Source organism: Gordonia jacobaea, from assembly GCF_001186365.1.
In the GTDB taxonomy this organism is placed as follows: Bacteria; Actinomycetota; Actinomycetes; order Mycobacteriales; family Mycobacteriaceae; genus Gordonia; species Gordonia jacobaea.
The window spans coordinates 467,657-483,833 of record NZ_LDTZ01000014.1; the positions used below are offsets into that span (position 1 = coordinate 467,657).

The 16,177-nt window shown below is 65.4% G+C and carries 14 protein-coding genes; 12 read left to right on the forward strand and 2 right to left on the reverse strand.

The features are described 5' to 3' along the window. Nucleotides 1-6 precede the first annotated feature (6 nt). Nucleotides 7-375, reverse strand: a complete 369-nt coding sequence (locus tag ABW18_RS05180; RefSeq protein WP_049698082.1) for a chorismate mutase — start codon at nucleotides 373-375, stop codon at nucleotides 7-9. A gap of 47 nt (nucleotides 376-422) precedes the next feature. Between ABW18_RS05180 and ABW18_RS05185 the strand changes: the two genes are divergently transcribed. Together ABW18_RS05185 and ABW18_RS05190 are read left to right on the forward strand one after the other, a co-directional pair. Further along, nucleotides 423-2,426, forward strand: coding sequence for a hypothetical protein (locus tag ABW18_RS05185; protein WP_231895404.1), 2,004 nt, complete (start codon nucleotides 423-425; stop codon nucleotides 2,424-2,426). A gap of 36 nt (nucleotides 2,427-2,462) precedes the next feature. After that, on the forward strand, nucleotides 2,463-4,979 hold the full coding sequence (locus tag ABW18_RS05190; RefSeq protein WP_049697887.1) for a UvrD-helicase domain-containing protein: 2,517 nt from the start codon (nucleotides 2,463-2,465) through the stop codon (nucleotides 4,977-4,979). 82 nt (nucleotides 4,980-5,061) lie between these two features. Here ABW18_RS05190 and ABW18_RS05195 read toward each other — a convergent pair whose 3' ends face one another. After that, nucleotides 5,062-6,234: a M23 family metallopeptidase gene (locus ABW18_RS05195; protein ID WP_053117384.1), complete on the reverse strand. Its 1,173-nt coding sequence runs from the start codon at nucleotides 6,232-6,234 to the stop codon at nucleotides 5,062-5,064. A 459-nt stretch (nucleotides 6,235-6,693) separates the two neighbouring features. On the opposite strand from ABW18_RS05195, the gene sucC reads away from it, so the two are divergent. The 10 genes from sucC (at nucleotide 6,694) to ABW18_RS05245 (ending at nucleotide 16,166) form a co-directional block, all read left to right on the forward strand. Then, nucleotides 6,694-7,857, forward strand: a complete 1,164-nt coding sequence (gene sucC, locus ABW18_RS05200; protein WP_049697888.1) for an ADP-forming succinate--CoA ligase subunit beta — start codon at nucleotides 6,694-6,696, stop codon at nucleotides 7,855-7,857. A gap of 14 nt (nucleotides 7,858-7,871) precedes the next feature. Further along, a complete protein-coding gene (sucD, locus tag ABW18_RS05205) occupies nucleotides 7,872-8,774 on the forward strand; it encodes a succinate--CoA ligase subunit alpha (RefSeq protein WP_005207310.1) in 903 nt (300 codons plus the stop codon). A 95-nt stretch (nucleotides 8,775-8,869) separates the two neighbouring features. After that, complete coding sequence (locus ABW18_RS05210; RefSeq protein WP_049697889.1) at nucleotides 8,870-9,241, forward strand: PH domain-containing protein; 372 nt, start codon at nucleotides 8,870-8,872, stop codon at nucleotides 9,239-9,241. A 179-nt stretch (nucleotides 9,242-9,420) separates the two neighbouring features. Then, nucleotides 9,421-10,152, forward strand: a complete 732-nt coding sequence (locus tag ABW18_RS05215) for a hypothetical protein (protein ID WP_049697890.1) — start codon at nucleotides 9,421-9,423, stop codon at nucleotides 10,150-10,152. A 136-nt stretch (nucleotides 10,153-10,288) separates the two neighbouring features. Next, nucleotides 10,289-10,714 (forward strand): RDD family protein, encoded by a 426-nt coding sequence (locus ABW18_RS05220; protein WP_414651984.1) that lies wholly within the window; start codon nucleotides 10,289-10,291, stop codon nucleotides 10,712-10,714. 74 nt (nucleotides 10,715-10,788) lie between these two features. Next, nucleotides 10,789-12,711, forward strand: coding sequence for a carboxyl transferase domain-containing protein (locus ABW18_RS05225; protein WP_049698084.1), 1,923 nt, complete (start codon nucleotides 10,789-10,791; stop codon nucleotides 12,709-12,711). A gap of 163 nt (nucleotides 12,712-12,874) precedes the next feature. Further along, on the forward strand, nucleotides 12,875-13,747 hold the full coding sequence (locus tag ABW18_RS05230; protein WP_049697892.1) for a MetQ/NlpA family ABC transporter substrate-binding protein: 873 nt from the start codon (nucleotides 12,875-12,877) through the stop codon (nucleotides 13,745-13,747). Continuing rightward, on the forward strand, nucleotides 13,737-14,831 hold the full coding sequence (locus ABW18_RS05235; protein WP_152930004.1) for a methionine ABC transporter ATP-binding protein: 1,095 nt from the start codon (nucleotides 13,737-13,739) through the stop codon (nucleotides 14,829-14,831). Before ABW18_RS05230 ends, ABW18_RS05235 begins: the two co-directional genes overlap by 11 nt. A gap of 14 nt (nucleotides 14,832-14,845) precedes the next feature. Further along, on the forward strand, nucleotides 14,846-15,532 hold the full coding sequence (locus ABW18_RS05240) for a methionine ABC transporter permease (RefSeq protein WP_082946514.1): 687 nt from the start codon (nucleotides 14,846-14,848) through the stop codon (nucleotides 15,530-15,532). A 13-nt stretch (nucleotides 15,533-15,545) separates the two neighbouring features. Continuing rightward, nucleotides 15,546-16,166: a nitroreductase family protein gene (locus ABW18_RS05245; protein ID WP_049697893.1), complete on the forward strand. Its 621-nt coding sequence runs from the start codon at nucleotides 15,546-15,548 to the stop codon at nucleotides 16,164-16,166. Nucleotides 16,167-16,177: the final 11 nt, after the last annotated feature.

A 16,177-nucleotide genomic window follows, 5' to 3' on the forward strand; every position in this document is an offset into this window, starting at 1 on the left:
GGGCGGTCAGCGGCCGAGGGGACCCCTGCCGAGACGCAGCAGCAGCATGGCCAGCGTGTGGCCCTCCTGGCCGAGCGCGGCGAACCGGTCGATGACCTTCACCTCGCGCGAATGCACCAGCCGCGGGCCACCCGACGCCATTCGGGTTGCGCCGACCTTCTTCGACACAGCGGTCCTGCGCTTGATCGCGGCGAGGATGATCGCGTCGAGGCGGTCGATCTCGACCCGCAGGTCGTCGATCTCGTCTGACAGGTCGTCGATGGAGGGGTCGAGGCGGTAGTACTCGAGATCGATCGTCTCCTCGAACGGCACCGGCACGTCCGACGCGGCGTCGGGTGTCGTCGCAGGGTTCTGATCGTTGCTCGCATCGCTCACCGGGGTGATTTTGCCACGCGCCACCCGCGGCGGTTCTACTAGATCCCATGCCGAGCAGCCCGACGGTGACGTCGCAGTCACACACATCCGACGAGCCGCATCGACCCCGATCCCTCGCGGGCCGGATCGGTTCGCTCACCGTGGTGGCGGCGATCGTGCTGATCGTTGCGCACCTGGTGGTCCGCGCGTGGCTGGTCGCGACCGGCAACTTCTACTGGGACGACCTCATCCTCATCGGACGTGCGTCGACCGTGCCCATCTGGTCGTGGGACTACCTGGGCCAGAGTCACGACGGCCACTTCATGGCCGCAGCCTTCCTGGTCGCTGGTCTCTCGACGCTGGCAGCGCCGGTCAACTGGGTCATCCCGGCTGTCACGTTGGTCGTGTTGCAGGCGCTCGCGTCGCTGTCGGTGTGGCGAATGATTCGCGTGGTGGGATCGGCTGCGGGAGGTGACCGTGCGGGTCGTCGACGGCCCGCGCTCGAGGTGGGCGCGCTGGCCGCCCTGGCGTTCTATCTGTTCACTCCGCTGACCGTGCCCGCGTACATCTGGTGGGCCGCCGGCCTGAACTCGCTGCCGATGCAGGCGGCGATGGCCTGGATCGTCGCCGACGCCGTGCTTCTGTGCACCGGTCGCGTCCCCGAGTCGTCGCGACGACTAGTCGTCATCCGGTCGACGGTGATCTTCGTCGTCGCGCTCGCCTTCTTCGAGAAGTCGCTGTTCATCCTGCCGGTGGCCTTCATCGCGGCCGTGCTGGTTGCGCGGTTCGACAGCACCGCAGAAACCTCGGACGACAGCGAGAAGTCTGCCGACCGCACTGCCTCGGCGCTCCCGCGCACCCCGCTCATCACCGCCTTCACGCGTGGGCGCGCTCTCTGGACGCCGCTGACCGTCGTCTTCGTGGTGTGGGTCATCGTCTACTTCTCGGTCTCCGACGCGACGGCGGGAACGCACTCGGTGTCGCAGACCGCGCAACTCGTGTGGCGCTCGATCAACAAGGCACTCGTGCCCTCCCTGGTCGGAGGTCCGTGGGACTGGGAACGCTGGGTGCCTTCTCCGCCCATGGGATTCCCGTCGATCTGGATGATCGTCCTCGGCTGGATCGTGGTTGCCGGTTTCGTCATCTGGGCGATCAGGACGCGCGTCGGTGCGATCGGCGTGCTTGTCGCCGTCGCGCTGTACGTGGTGGTCGTGCAGATCCCGCCCATGTGGAATCGGTCGAGCGCCAACACTGCTCTCGAACTCGCACAGACGATGCGCTATCTACCCGACGCCGCGCTCGTGCTGGCCCTGGCGTTCACTCTGCTCGTGGCCTCGCCGCTTCGTGCGTCCATCGGGGCGTCGGAGCCGGATGGCACCGATCGGGGTGCCGCGCGGCACGCGCGCGAGGCGGGGACGTCGCCGCTGCTGCTCGCCGGGGTCATGGCGGTGGCGTTCGCTGTCGCGTCGTCGATCATCTCCACCGCGGCCTACTCGGCGTCGTGGAATGACGATGCGACCGGCCCGTATCTCGCGAACGCGAAGCGAGCACTCGCCGCGAACAAGGACACGACGATGTTCGACCAGGCGCTACCCCTCGAAGTGCTGCTCCCAGTCGCCTACCCGGAGAACCAGATCAGCCATACCTTCGGCAAGCTGCGCGATCGGCCGACATTCGGCACTCACACCGACCGTCTCATCGTGCTCGACAATTCGGGCAACGCGGTCCCCGGTGCCGTGACGCCGCGGCGTGCGATCAAAGCCGGGCGCGGGTCGTGTGCGCGTCCCGAACTCGACGGCCCGAGTCGACTCCAACTCGACGGTCCGCTGATCCAGTGGCAATGGACCATCGCTCTGGGATACTGCGCCAATTCCGCTGGGCAGGTGCGTTTCTCGCTCGACGGTGGGGCACCGGTCACCGTGCCTGTGACGGCTGGTCTGCACGTCGTCTACGTGCAGTTGGGCGGTCGCGGCACCGAACTCGACGTTCAGCCGCTCACGCCCGGCCTCGCGCTGCACACCGGGGACGGGCGCGTGGGTGAGGTTGTGGACGCGCGCCTGCTCGGGGGCTGACTGTCTGTCGGTGGCGGCGAGTAACCTGAACTCTCGATGACCAGTTCCACCCGCACCTCCGCCACGCCCGCCGGCCGCGCCCCGGCAGCAAGCTCCGACGACGCGTCCGCGCGTCTGCTGGCAGGGCTCAATCCGCAGCAGCGCGAGGCCGTATTGCACTCCGGCTCGCCGCTGCTGATCGTTGCGGGCGCGGGGTCGGGCAAGACGGCGGTGCTGACGCGACGCATCGCGTACCTGCTCGCCGAGCGTGACGTATCGCCCGGGCAGGTGCTGGCGATCACCTTCACCAACAAGGCGGCCGCCGAGATGCGCGAACGCGTCATCGGCCTCGTCGGTCCGCGCGCCAACTTCATGTGGATCTCGACCTTCCACTCGACATGCGTGCGCATCCTGCGCGCACAGTCGGCGCTACTGGAGGGGCGTAACTCCAACTTCTCGATCTACGACGCCGACGACTCCAAGCGACTCCTCGGCATGATCATCCGAGATCTCGACCTCGACCCCAAGAAGTTCGCGCCGCGCGGGGTGTCGGTCATCATCTCGAACTACAAGAACGAACTGGTCAAGCCCGAAGAAGCCATCACCGCGACGGCCGAAGGCGACCCGACCGAGCAGGCGATCGCGCAGATCTACGCCGAATACCAGCGCAGGCTGCGCACGGCGAACGCCTTCGACTTCGACGACCTGATCGGCGAGACGGTCGGATTGCTGCAACGTCACCCCGAGGTCGCCGAGTACTACCGCAGACGCTTCCGCCACGTACTGGTCGACGAATACCAGGACACCAACCACGCGCAGTACGTCCTGGTCCGCGAGTTGGTGCTCGGCAGCACTTCAGACGACTCCGACGACGAGCCCGACGCTCGCGCCGTCGAGCCGTCGGAGCTGTGCGTCGTCGGCGACGCCGACCAGTCGATCTACGCATTCCGCGGTGCGACGATTCGCAACATCGAGGAGTTCGAGCGCGACTTCCCGAATGCGGAAACCATTCTGCTCGAACAGAATTACCGCTCCACCCAGACCATCCTGTCCGCCGCGAACGCGGTCATCGCGCGCAATCCGAATCGACGTGAGAAGCGGCTGTGGACGGATTCGGGCGACGGTGAACTGATCGTCGGATACGTGTCGGATTCCGACCGCGACGAGTCGATGTTCATCGGCACCGAGATCGAACGCCTCACCGACCACACCATCGGCGGAGTCTCGGAGTCATACAAGTACTCCGACATCGCCGTGTTCTACCGAACCAACACCGGCTCACGACCCATCGAAGAAGTCTTTGTGCGCCACGGCATTCCGTACAAGGTGGTCGGTGGCACCCGCTTCTACGAGCGCAAGGAGGTCCGCGACGTCGTGGCCTACCTGCGCACCGTCGCCAATCCCGACGACTCGGTGAGTCTGCGCCGAATCCTCAACACGCCACGCCGTGGCATCGGAGACCGCGCCGAGGCGTGCGTCGCGGTGCACGCAGAGAACGCGGGTGTCAGCTTCTATCAAGCACTGCTCGACGGCGCCGAAGGCAAAGTGGCGCTGCTGAATTCGCGTGCGGTCAAGCAGATCGGCACATTTGTCGACCTGATCGAGGGATTGCGTCGCGACTTTTTGACCACCTTCGGACAGGCCGACGACGCGGGCGCCGACGTGGCGACCGTGTCGGATGCCACGGAGGAGGGCGCCGACATCGGCGAGTTGGTCGCCGCGATCGTCGATCGCAGCGGGTATCGGGCGGAGCTGGAGGGATCGAGCGATCCGCAAGACGCCGCGCGCCTCGACAATCTCAACGAACTGATCTCCGTCGCGGCCGAATTCAGTACGGAGGCAGCCGAACTCGATGTCGACTTCGACGACGAAGCGGTTGGCGACGAAGACCTGGGCGGAACCGACGGCGAACCTGAACCCGGCTCACTGGCCGCCTTCCTCGAGAAGGTCGCGCTCGTCGCCGACGCCGATCAGGTGCCCGACGAGGGCGATGGCGTCGTCACACTGATGACCCTGCACACCGCGAAGGGTCTCGAGTTTCCGGTCGTGTTCGTCACCGGCTGGGAGGACGGCCATTTCCCGCATATGCGTGCCCTCGGCGACCCGGCCGAGTTGAGCGAGGAGCGCCGACTCGCCTACGTCGGTATCACCCGCGCCAAGGAACGGCTCTACCTGACCCGTTCGGTGACCCGCGCATCGTGGGGACAACCCGTCTCGAATCCGGAATCGCGCTTCCTGCAGGAGATCCCGCAGCATCTCATCGATTGGCGACGCACCGAGCCCAGGCGGGGTGCGCGTGGATTCGGTTCCACCGGAGGCGTTTTCGGGCGATCCGACGGCGGATCGTCGCGCACGCTCGGTCGCTCGCAATACTCGACCGACCCCAATCGCGGCCGGAACAAGCAGATCCACCTCGACGTCGGCGATCGACACAACCATCCCAAGTACGGCATGGGGAAGGTCGTGGGCAAAGAGGGGAGCGGTGCCACCGAGCGAGTGGTCATCGACTACGGCGGCAAGACCGGTCGCATCACCCTGCTGACCGCGGGCGGAATCCCGGGCGACAAGCTCTGACACGCGCGCTGCGTCGTCACCGCAAGGGGAGACTCAGGCGGCAGGCGGTGTGGCCCTCAGATCAAAGGCCGGGCGAGGTGAATCAGCCCGTGTAGGCCGACATCCGGACGCCGTGCTCGGCGAGCCACGGGGCCGGGTCGATCTTGGTGGTGCCGTTCTTCCAGACCTCGAAGTGGCAGTGCGGGCCGGTCGACTGACCGTCGGACCCGACGAGGCCGATCACGTCGCCTGCCCTGACGGTCTGACCCTTCTGAACCAGCACGCCGGACGAGTACATGTGGCCGTACACGGTGACGGTGCCGTCCGCGGCTTGCACCTGAATCCAGTTGCCGAAGCCCGAGGCCGGTCCCGCTTCTTTGATGACGCCGTCGGTTGCCGCGTGGATCGGGGTGCCGAGCGGGGCGGCGAAGTCGACGCCGCCATGCATGCTGCCCCAACGCATCGCGAAGCCGGAGGTGAACTGGTAGAGCCCCATCGGGAGCGGTGACTCGTAGTACGGGCGGCTCGCTGCTGCCTTGCGCGCTGCCTCGTCCTTGACGAGCTGCTCACCCTCTGCGAGCTGCGAGGTGAAGACGCTCATGTCCTGCGAGGAGTTGTCGGGTGCTGCGATGCCAGGTCCCAGGTCGGGGACAGGAGCTGCGTTGCCGACGTTCGCGGTGTTGGTGGGAGCCGTCGCGGGTGCCGGTGCCTTCTCGGTGGTGCCGGCGTGGGCCGCCGCGGCCACTGCTGCGCCTGCGGCCATCGCGACGAGGGCGGCACGACCGCCGCGCAGGGCGGTCGGAGGTGCAGCAAGGCGGTGCTTGCCGCGGGTCCGGGTACGGCCGGGCTCAGGAATCTGGCGGAAAGGCTTCTCGGCGGGCCGTAGGTCGATCTCTCCGCTGTGCGTGAGGTCGAGGTCGGCGTCGGAGGGGAACGAATCGAGCTGCGCGCCCTCGCTCTCGAAGGGGTCGTCGGCATACGCCTCGAATCCGCCCTCGGGGATGAGGATGTCCTGCGTCAGTTCGGAGCGGGTTGGCCGGTAGTAGGGGTCCCACGTGGAAGGCGACCAGGTGGTCTGGTCGAAGCCGTCCGTCGCGTACTCGTGTTCGGCGGTATCAGTGGCCCAGGGATCGTACGAGTCGAGCTCGTCGATCGGGATGATCGCGGTCATCTCCTCGGCTGGGATGTCGTCGTAGGTACTGCCGCGTCGTGATGTCACGGTGCCGACCGTCGACGTCGACCTGCTCGGAGCTCCGCGTTCCGCCAAGTCGCCCACCTCAATTCCTGTTGCTTCGTTCCCGATATCGATCTTGTTACCGTTCGTGACCGATTCGTGATCCGTACTGCTCGACTGACGGTAACGAAACGATTGCGGCAAGTCCAACGATCGACCGTAAGAACCCGCCCAAATGTGAGCTGGGTCACGAGTCAGAGCCGTGCATGGACCCATCGCAAAGACGGTGTTCTAGATGTCGAACATCGCCCAAAACCGTTGCGCTACGCCCTTCTTCCCGACTTCGTGCCCGCGTGCGGCGAGCCGAGGGCAGACTCTATACGAGGAGCGTGGTGCGCTGATCGATGGCCGGTGTCCTGCGATGGGGACGCCGACCGAACGAGTGATCTGCCGCACAAGCCACGCAGGCCCCCAACAGGGCTGTGTCCGGCAGGTTTAGAGTCCGATATGGCCCGTGTTACACCCAACATCAGCGGGCACAACGACGAAATGGTGAGCTGAATGGATCTCTTCGAATACCAGGCGAAGGAACTGTTCGCCAAGCATGGGGTTCCCACCACACCCGGTCGGGTCACCGACTCCGCCACCGATGCACGAGCGATCGCCGAGGAAATCGGCAAGCCCGTGATGATCAAGGCGCAGGTCAAGACCGGCGGGCGTGGCAAGGCAGGCGGCGTGAAGTACGCCGCGACCCCTGACGACGCGCAGACCAACGCAGAAAACATCCTGGGCCTCGACATCAAGGGGCACATCGTCAAGAAACTCCTCGTGGCAGAAGCCAGCGACATTGCCGAGGAGTACTACATCTCATTCCTTCTCGATCGCGCCAACCGCACCTACCTGGCGATGTGCTCGGTCGAGGGCGGCATGGAGATCGAAGAAGTCGCAGCGACCAAGCCGGAACGGCTGGCCAAGGTGCCCGTCGACGCCGTCAAGGGTGTCGACATCGCCACCGCGCGATCGATCGCCGAGCAGGGCCATCTGCCCGCTGAGGTGCTCGACGCCGCTGCCGTGACCATCGCCAAGCTGTGGGAGGTCTTCGTCGCAGAAGACGCCACGCTGGTCGAGGTCAACCCGCTGGTCCGCACGCCCGACGACCAGATCCTCGCCCTCGACGGCAAGGTGACACTCGACGAGAACGCCGACTTCCGTCACCCCGACCACGTCGAGTTCGAGGACAAGGACGCCACCGATCCGCTCGAGCAGAAGGCCAAGGAGAACGACCTCAACTACGTCAAGCTCGACGGCCAGGTCGGAATCATCGGCAACGGCGCGGGACTGGTGATGAGCACGCTCGACGTCGTCGCGTACGCGGGTGAGAACCACAACGGCGTCAAGCCTGCCAACTTCCTCGACATCGGTGGCGGCGCGTCGGCCGAGGTCATGGCCGCCGGTCTCGACGTCATCCTCGGAGACGAGCAGGTCAAGAGCGTGTTCGTCAACGTCTTCGGCGGCATCACCGCGTGTGACGCGGTCGCCAACGGCATCGTCGGTGCGCTCAACAAGCTCGGCGACGAGGCCAACAAGCCTCTGGTGGTCCGCCTCGACGGCAACAAGGTCGAAGAAGGCCGCAAGATCCTGGCCGATGCGAATCACCCCCTGGTGACGCTCGCCGAAACGATGGACTCAGGCGCCGACAAGGCTGCCGAACTGGCGAGCAAGTAAGAGGCGGAGAATCAATGTCGATCTTTTTGAACAAGGACAACAAGGTCATCGTCCAGGGCATCACCGGCGGTGAGGGCACCAAGCACACCGCGCTGATGCTCAAGGCGGGCACCAACGTCGTCGGCGGCGTCAACGCGCGCAAGGCCGGAACCACCGTCACCCACAAGGACAAGGACGGCAACGACATCGAGTTGCCGGTCTTCGGATCTGTCGCCGAGGCGATCGAGAAGACCGGTGCCGACACGTCGATCGCGTTCGTGCCGCCGAAGTTCTCGAAGGACGCCATCATCGAGGCGATCGACGCGGAGATCCCGCTGCTCGTCGTCATCACTGAGGGCGTTCCGGTGCAGGACACCGCGTACGCGTGGGCCTACAACGTGGACAAGGGTGCCAAGACCCGCATCATCGGACCGAACTGTCCGGGCATCATCACGCCGGAGGAGTCGTTGGTCGGCATCACGCCCGCCAACATCACCGGCAAGGGTCCGATCGGTCTCGTCTCCAAGTCGGGAACCCTGACCTACCAGATGATGTACGAGCTGCGCGACCTCGGCTTCTCGACCGCCATCGGCATCGGCGGCGACCCGGTCATCGGTACCACGCACATCGACGCCATCGAGGCCTTCGAGAAGGACCCCGACACCAAGGTCATCGTGATGATCGGTGAGATCGGCGGCGACGCCGAGGAGCGTGCGGCCGACTACATCAAGGCCAACGTCTCCAAGCCGGTCGTCGGCTACGTCGCGGGCTTCACCGCCCCCGAGGGCAAGACGATGGGTCACGCCGGCGCGATCGTGTCGGGCAGCTCCGGCACCGCTCAGGCGAAGAAGGAAGCGCTCGAGGCTGCGGGCGTGAAGGTCGGCAAGACGCCGAGCGAGACCGCCAAGCTGGCCCGCGAGCTCTACGAGAATCTGTGATCGCGTAGCTTTCGCATAAACCACAATCGGGTACGACGCCGCAACCGCGGCGTCGTACCCGATGTGTATTTGTCGCCTTATCGATTGGATCCAACTTGGAAACCGCAGCTATCACCGCATGGACATTCGTCAGTGAGTGTCCGATTCCCGGAGATATCGGTCCACTATTGGTGCAAGGTGAGCAACCCTGGGCCGCGTACAAGACGTTCCGAGACTCGGCGATTTTCACCAACAAGCGGTTGATCGTTCGCGATGCTCAGGGACTAACCGGTAAGAAGGTTGAGATCTACTCGCTGCCGTACTCGTCGATCACGATGTGGTCGAGCGAGAACGCCGGGCGCATGCTCGATTTCAACGCTGAGATGGAACTGTGGACCCGGGCCGGGCATATCAAGGTCAAGCTCGGCAAAGGCGTGGATATTCGCAAGATTGACCATCTGATCTCCAGCGCGGTGCTCCTCGGCTGACAATCCGCGCATCGCCGACGGCTTTCGTACCGTCTAACGTGCGAAAGCGATCGCAATCGAGGGTTCGGAACCGATCGCATCAGTGTTTCAGGTGCGATAATCAGGCAGTGAACAGTGACGCTCGCGCGCGACAAAATCGTGGCTATGGGACGAGTGTCGACGGCGTATCGCTCGCCGGCATGGTGAAACTCCCGTTCCGCGCCGCGTCGGCGGTGTTCGACGCCGCTGAGCATGTCCCCGTGGCGGGTTCGGTTGTTCGTGATGTGCGACGGTCCGCGCACAACGTTGTCGATTCGGCGAGCGGATTGGCAACGGCGGGTGTGCAGACCGGCATGGGCGCGCTGATCCGCGAGATCGTCGACGTGTTCACGTCCGAGATCGACCTCACCGCGCTGGTGCTCGACAACGTCGACCTCGACAAGATCATCGCGTCGGTCGACATGAACGCGATCGTCGACCTTCTCGACCTCGACGCCATTGTCGCGCGCGTCGACCTCGATGCTGCGGTTGCGCGGGTGGACCTGGACGCGGCCGTCGCGCGGGTGGACCTGGACGCTGCGGTTGCGCGGGTGGATCTGGACGCGGCGGTCGCGCGCGTCGACATAGAGGCGGTCATCGCGACCGTCGACCTCGACGCGATCATCGACACCGTCGACCTCGACCGTGCCGTCTCGCATGTGGACGTCGACGCGGTGATCAATCGCGTCGACCTCATCGGACTCGCCGACGTCATCATCGACGGCGTCGACCTTCCCGGGATCATCCGCGAGGCGAGTACGTCGGTGACCGCGGACGTGATGACTGATGTGCGCAGCACCAGCGAGCGTGCCGACGACGCCGTCGCCGACATGGTCGGCCGACTGTTGCGCCGACGAGTGGTTGCGGAGGTGGAGACACGTGAGCGTGACTGAATCCCAGCCCGATTCGTCCCAGCCTGATTCTTCTGAGCCCGAGTCGCACAACGAGTCCGTCGGCAGCAACCCCTCCGATACCGCAGCCGACGAGCACGCAGCCCGCGCAGAGGCCAGGAAGAGCAAGGCCCACGCGGTGCACGACACCTCGAAGACAGCGGGCATCGTGAGTCGCGGAGCGGGTGCGGTGATCGACCTGATCGTCGTGCTGGTCATCATGAGTGCCATCTACCTGGGCGTCGTGATGGCCCGACTGCTCTACAACGTTCACGACTTTTCGATGCCGAGCACCAACGGGTTCTTCACTGTCGGTGCGTTCATAGTCGTGTCGATCGTCTACCTGGCCACGTGTTGGGCGGTGTCGGGCCGCACGCTGGGTAGCGTCGTGATGGGTATTCGGGTGGTGAACCGCAAGGGTGATCGTCTGCGCCCATCCGTGGCTGCGATTCGGGCTGCGATCTGCGTGCTCTTCGCCATCGGATTGCTGTGGGCCGGAGTCGATAGGAAACGACGATCCGTCGCCGACCTGGTGCTGCGGACGCGGGTCGTGTACTCGCGCTGAGGTTCCTCACCCGCCGGGTTTCTTCACCCGCCGAGGCGTCGTCGGCGACTAGCGTTGGTGAAGTGGTCGAGCGAATGACGACAGACGAACTGGTAGCCGCGCTCGTCGATGATGGCACCTGGCAGTCCTGGGACGAGGCGCCCAGCTACGTTGCTCTCGACCTGGACTATGCCGAAGCGTTGGGGCGGGCACGCAAGCGAACCGGCGTCGACGAGTCGGTGATCACCGGTGTCGGAGAGATCTCCGGCGCTCCGATTGTGTTGGTTGTCAGCGAATTCGGATTCCTGGGCGGATCTATCGGGCGTGCGGCAGGCGAACGCGTGGTCGGCGCTGTTCGACGCGCGACACGCGAGAGACTACCCGTGCTGGCTCTGCCCGCGTCCGGCGGCACCCGAATGCAAGAGGGCACGGCGGCGTTCCTGCAGATGGCATCCATCGCCGAGGCGGTCGGAAGTCACCGACGGGCGGGGTTGCCGTACCTCGTGTATCTGCGCCACCCGACCACCGGCGGTGTATTCGCGTCGTGGGGTTCCATGGGACACATCACCTGGGCCGAACCCGGTGCACTCGTCGGATTCCTGGGACCACGAGTCTATGAAGGCCTGCACCGCAAGCCTTTTCCCGACGGCGTGCAGGTGTCAGAGAATCTGGCCGCCCACGGGATCGTCGATGCCATCGTGCCGGTGGACGAACTCGCCGGCCGCGTAGCCCGGGTCGTCGAATTGCTCGCCGAGCCGGTTGACCCGCCGGCGTCACCTCCGGTCGTCGCTCCTTCTCGGTCGGTCGGCGCTCCTTCCCCGCCGGTCGACGCTCCATCCCCGTCGGTCGACGCTCCATCCCCGTCGGTCGAGCCGCCACCGCCGCCGGTCGAGCTTGTCGAGACCTGGGATCGCGTGCTCGCGACGCGCGCTGCGGATCGTCCCGGTCTGCGCGCGCTGCTGCTCGCTTCCGATGCCGCCATGATTCACGACACCGGACCAATTGTCCTGGCGCTGAGCCGTTTCGGGCGAACGACGGCCGTGGTGATCGGGCAGGACAGAACCGTGCAGGCCGACGGTCGGCTGATCGGACCGGCGGATCTGCGGGTCGCGCGGCGGGGCCTGGCGTTGGCAACCGAACTGCGCCTGCCCGTCGTCACGGTGATCGATACACCGGGCGCCGACCTGTCCGTCGACGCAGAGGAGGGTGGCCTCGCGCGTGAGATCGCGCTCTGCCTGGCTGACCTCATCGCGGTGCCGCGGCCGACGGTGTCGGTGTTGCTCGGTGAGGGGGCGGGTGGAGCGGCGCTCGCGTTGTTCCCAGCGGATCGTCGACTTGCCGTGGACGACGCATGGCTGTCGCCGCTGCCGCCGGAGGGGGCGAGCGTGATCGTGCATCGCGATACAGCACACGCACCCGAACTCGCCGCGGCGCAGGGCATCGCGGCCACCGACCTCGCCGAACACGGTGAGATCGACGAGATCGTGCACTGGGGAGCCGACGGTCTCCGCGCGAGCATCGGGCGGGTGTTGGCGGGACTCGTGCCCGATCATGCACGGCGCGTGCGTCATTCGGCCGACCGGGGCGGGCGTCGGACACTCGCCGTCGGCGCGATCGTCCGCGACGTCGACGGGCGCTTTCTCCTCGTGCAACGACTTCGCGATCCCCAGGCAGGCCGGTGGACGGTGCCCGGCGGCAAGGTCGATCCGGTCGACGCTGTCGGCCCCGATGGAATCCGTGACGACGAAGGCACACTCGTCGCCGCGGTGATCCGCGAGATCGCCGAGGAGACCGGACTCGACATCGAGGTCGGCGCCAAGGCGTGGGTGGTCGACATACCCGACGGCAGGGGCGGGACCTTCGAGATCCACGATTTCGTCGCGGTCCCCGTCGGTGGCACAGTGCGCGCAGCCGACGACGCCGCTGACGCCGGATGGTTCACGGTCGACGAGATGCGGGCATTGCCACTCACCGACGGCTTGCTCGAGCACCTGACAGCGGGCGGGTTCGTCGAATGAGCCAATTCGGTTCATCGTGAACACAATTCGACGACGCGTCGAATCCGCAGGTCCGCACGTTGGGTGATGATCGTGACATCGGCGTGTGGTCGGAGGCCCGGTTTGTGGGCATTAGCGTCTTGCAGAGTCAGATCAGTGTCGATTGTGATTCGCGGAGGTCGTCGTGCGCTCGAAGGTTCTCGCCGTCTTGTTGTTGCTCGTGTTCGGTGGGGCGGTACTGACGGCCTGTGGTGGCGACGACGACTCGTCGAAGGTCAAGATCGGCGTCGCCGATGCGTCCGAGGAATACTGGAATGTGTTCAAGCAGAAGGCTTCTGCGCAGGACATCGACGTCGAGCTGGTGAACTTCACCGACTACAACCAGCCCAATCCTGCGCTCGCAGAGGGCGAACTCGACCTCAACGAATTCCAGCACCTGCTCTACCTCGCCACCTACAACGCGAAGAACAAGCAGAACCTGGTGCCGATCGGTGCGACGGCCGTCTACCCGTTGCCGCTGTACTCGACCAAGCACAAGTCGGTGTCGGAGATCCCGCAGGGTGGGCAGGTCGCGATCCCGAATGATCCGACGAACCAGGCGCGTGGACTGCTGGTCCTCGAGCAGGCGGGCCTGATCACCCTCACCAAGCCGGGCAATGCGTTCTCGACCCTCGCCGACATCGACCAGGGCAAGTCAAAGGTGAAGGTCATCGCCGTCGACGCCGGTCAGACTGCGGCCAACCTGGATTCGGTCGATGCCGCGATCGTCAACAACAACTACGCGACGTCGGCAAAGCTGACCAAGGACCAGATCATCGCGTCCGACGATCCCAACTCGCCCGGGGCCAAGCCATACATCAACGCGTTCGTCGCCCGCAACGACGACAAGGACAACCCCACTTACGCGAAGCTCGTGAAGATCTACCACGACCCCGAGGTGATCGCCGCCGTCAAGCGTTCGCTCGGTGACAGCGGTGTGATCAAGGACAATTCGGCTTCCGAGCTCCAACAGACGACGAAGGACCTGCAGGCGTCCGTCAACACCAATGGCTCCTGACGTCGACGCGGCGTCGGACATCGGTTCACCCGCCGGGTCCGACACCGCGATTGACTTCGTCGGCGTCTCAAAGCGTTTCGACAAGTCGGGGCCGGCAGTTCTCGACGGAATCGATCTGAGTGTCCGCTCGGGGGAAATCGTCGGGATCATCGGTCCGTCCGGTGCGGGAAAGTCGACGCTCGCCAGGCTCATCAACGGTCTCGAACGGCCAACCGGCGGGCAGGTATTCGTGCACGGTGCAGAACACAGTCGGGCGTCGGAACGTGAGCTCAACCGGCTGCGTACCGACATCGGCATGATCTTCCAGCAGTTCAACCTGTTCAACTCGCGGACCGTCGCGGGAAACGTCGACTTCGCATTGAAGGTCGCTCACTTTCCGAAGGCCAAGCGGCGCAGTCGAATCGACGAGCTTCTCGACTTCGTGGGCATCGCCGACAAAGCCGATCAATGGCCGGCGGCGCTCTCGGGCGGACAGAAGCAGCGCGTCGGAATCGCGCGAGCACTCGCCACCTCACCGTCGACCCTCATCGCCGACGAGGCGACGAGCGCGCTCGATCCGCAGACGACGTCGGACACCCTGAAGTTGTTGCGCCGCATCAACTCCGATCTCGGTACGACGATCGTCGTGATCACCCACGAGATGGACGTCATACGTGACGTGTGCGAGTCGGTCGCTGTCCTCGACCACGGTCGGCTCGTCGATCACGGAGATGTGTACTCCGTCTTCGAGCGTCCCACGTCCGACGTCACACGGGGACTGCTCCGGCATGCCGTTGCGGGGGTTCCAGACGCCGACGCACTGGCGACCTTGCGCGCGCGGCACCCCGGACTGCTCGCGACAGTGTCGGTACGCGACGACGGTGCGGTTCGCGGTCACCAGGACGCCACGTTCGACCTGCCCGCGGCCGTTGCGGAGCGCGGCGCTCGATCGACGGTGATCGCGGGCGGCATCAGCGACATCGCGGGCCGACCGTTCGGCGCATTGACCTACGAGATCACCGGCGACGCAACGTCGGTCGACGCTGCGCGTGCGCAACTGGTGCGCATCGACGGCGTCGTCGTACACGAGGAGACGAAGCAGTGACCGCCCAGACGTTCGTGCTCGCCGACGGCGAGAGCTTCACGCGGGTCTTCGGGCCGGAGCTGCGGCCGTTGTTGATCCAATCCATCTGGGAAACCTTCGAACTCGTCGGCGTGACGCTGCTGATCGGAGGTTTGCTGGGGCTGGTCATCGGAGTGATCCTGTACGCGACGAGTCCCGGAAATCTCTGGTCCAACGCGTGGATCTTCAACGGGTTCAACGTCGTTGTGAATATCGTCCGTCCGATCCCGTTCATCATTTTCATCACCGCGATCGCCCCGCTCACCAAAGCTGTGATGGGCACGCGCATCGGTACCGAGGCGGCGATCTTCCCGATGACGCTGATGGCGATGGTGGTCATCGGGCGCGTCGTCGAACAGAGTCTTGTGTCGGTTGACCCGGGCGTCGTCGAAGCGGCACGGGCGTCGGGTGCCAGTCGGCTGCGTACGTTGCTGACCGTCGTGGTTCCCGAGGGCTTCGCGCCGCTGGTCCTCGGATACACGTTCATCTTTGTCGCCATCGTCGACATGTCGGCGATGGCCGGGTACGTCGGCGGTGGCGGTCTCGGCGATTTCGCCTTCCAGTACGGCTATCAGCAGTTCGACTGGAAGCTGACCGTCGTGGTGATCGCCCTGCTGGTCATCCTGGTGCAAGCGGGCCAGTACTTTGGGAACTGGCTGGCACGCCGCGCACGGCACAGATGACCCGAGGAGCACGATGACCGACCTTCTGCCGCTGAACCCCGACGAGTTGTTGACGACGACCCGTTCGGTTCGCAAGCGCCTTGACCTGGAGCGACCTGTTCCGATCGAGGTCGTCCGTGAAGCGCTCGAGGTTGCGATTCAGGCCCCGACGGGGTCGAACGCGCAGGGCTGGCATTGGATCGTCATCACCGACGCCGACCTCAAGCGCAAGGTGGCCGATTACTACGCGCGCTCGTTCGCCGACTACTCGGCGCAGCGCACATTGTCGACCGAGTCCGCCCGCCGCGTCGCCGCCAGCGCCCAGTACCTTGCCGACGTGATGGGCGAGGTGCCCGTGTTGATATTGGGTGCGATCAAAACGGGAGCTGACCTGCCGACGGGCAACCAGGCCGGGGTGTGGGGGTCGTTGCTTCCGGGGGCTTGGAATCTGATGCTCGCCCTGCGCGCACGCGGGTTGGGTTCGGCGTGGACCACCTTGCACCTCGTGTACGAGCAGGAAGTGGCCGACCTGCTCGGGATTCCCGACGGCGTGCACCAGGGAGTGCTGCTGCCGGTCGCCTACACGCAGGGCACCGACTTCACCCCGGCACAACGCAAGCCGCTCGACGACGTCCTACACATCAACGGTTGGTGAATTAACGGCGC

Bases quoted from the DNA above. Each gene is read 5' to 3' on its own strand.
- ABW18_RS05185 (WP_231895404.1), top strand. From the start codon at position 423: ATGCCGAGCAGCCCGACGGTGACGTCGCAGTCACACACATCCGACGAG.
- ABW18_RS05215 (WP_049697890.1), top strand. From the start codon at position 9,421: ATGGTGAAACTCCCGTTCCGCGCCGCGTCGGCGGTGTTCGACGCCGCT.
- sucC (WP_049697888.1), top strand. From the start codon at position 6,694: ATGGATCTCTTCGAATACCAGGCGAAGGAACTGTTCGCCAAGCATGGG.
- sucD (WP_005207310.1), top strand. From the start codon at position 7,872: ATGTCGATCTTTTTGAACAAGGACAACAAGGTCATCGTCCAGGGCATC.
- ABW18_RS05190 (WP_049697887.1), top strand. From the start codon at position 2,463: ATGACCAGTTCCACCCGCACCTCCGCCACGCCCGCCGGCCGCGCCCCG.
- ABW18_RS05235 (WP_152930004.1), top strand. From the start codon at position 13,737: ATGGCTCCTGACGTCGACGCGGCGTCGGACATCGGTTCACCCGCCGGG.
- ABW18_RS05225 (WP_049698084.1), top strand. From the start codon at position 10,789: ATGACGACAGACGAACTGGTAGCCGCGCTCGTCGATGATGGCACCTGG.
- ABW18_RS05245 (WP_049697893.1), top strand. From the start codon at position 15,546: ATGACCGACCTTCTGCCGCTGAACCCCGACGAGTTGTTGACGACGACC.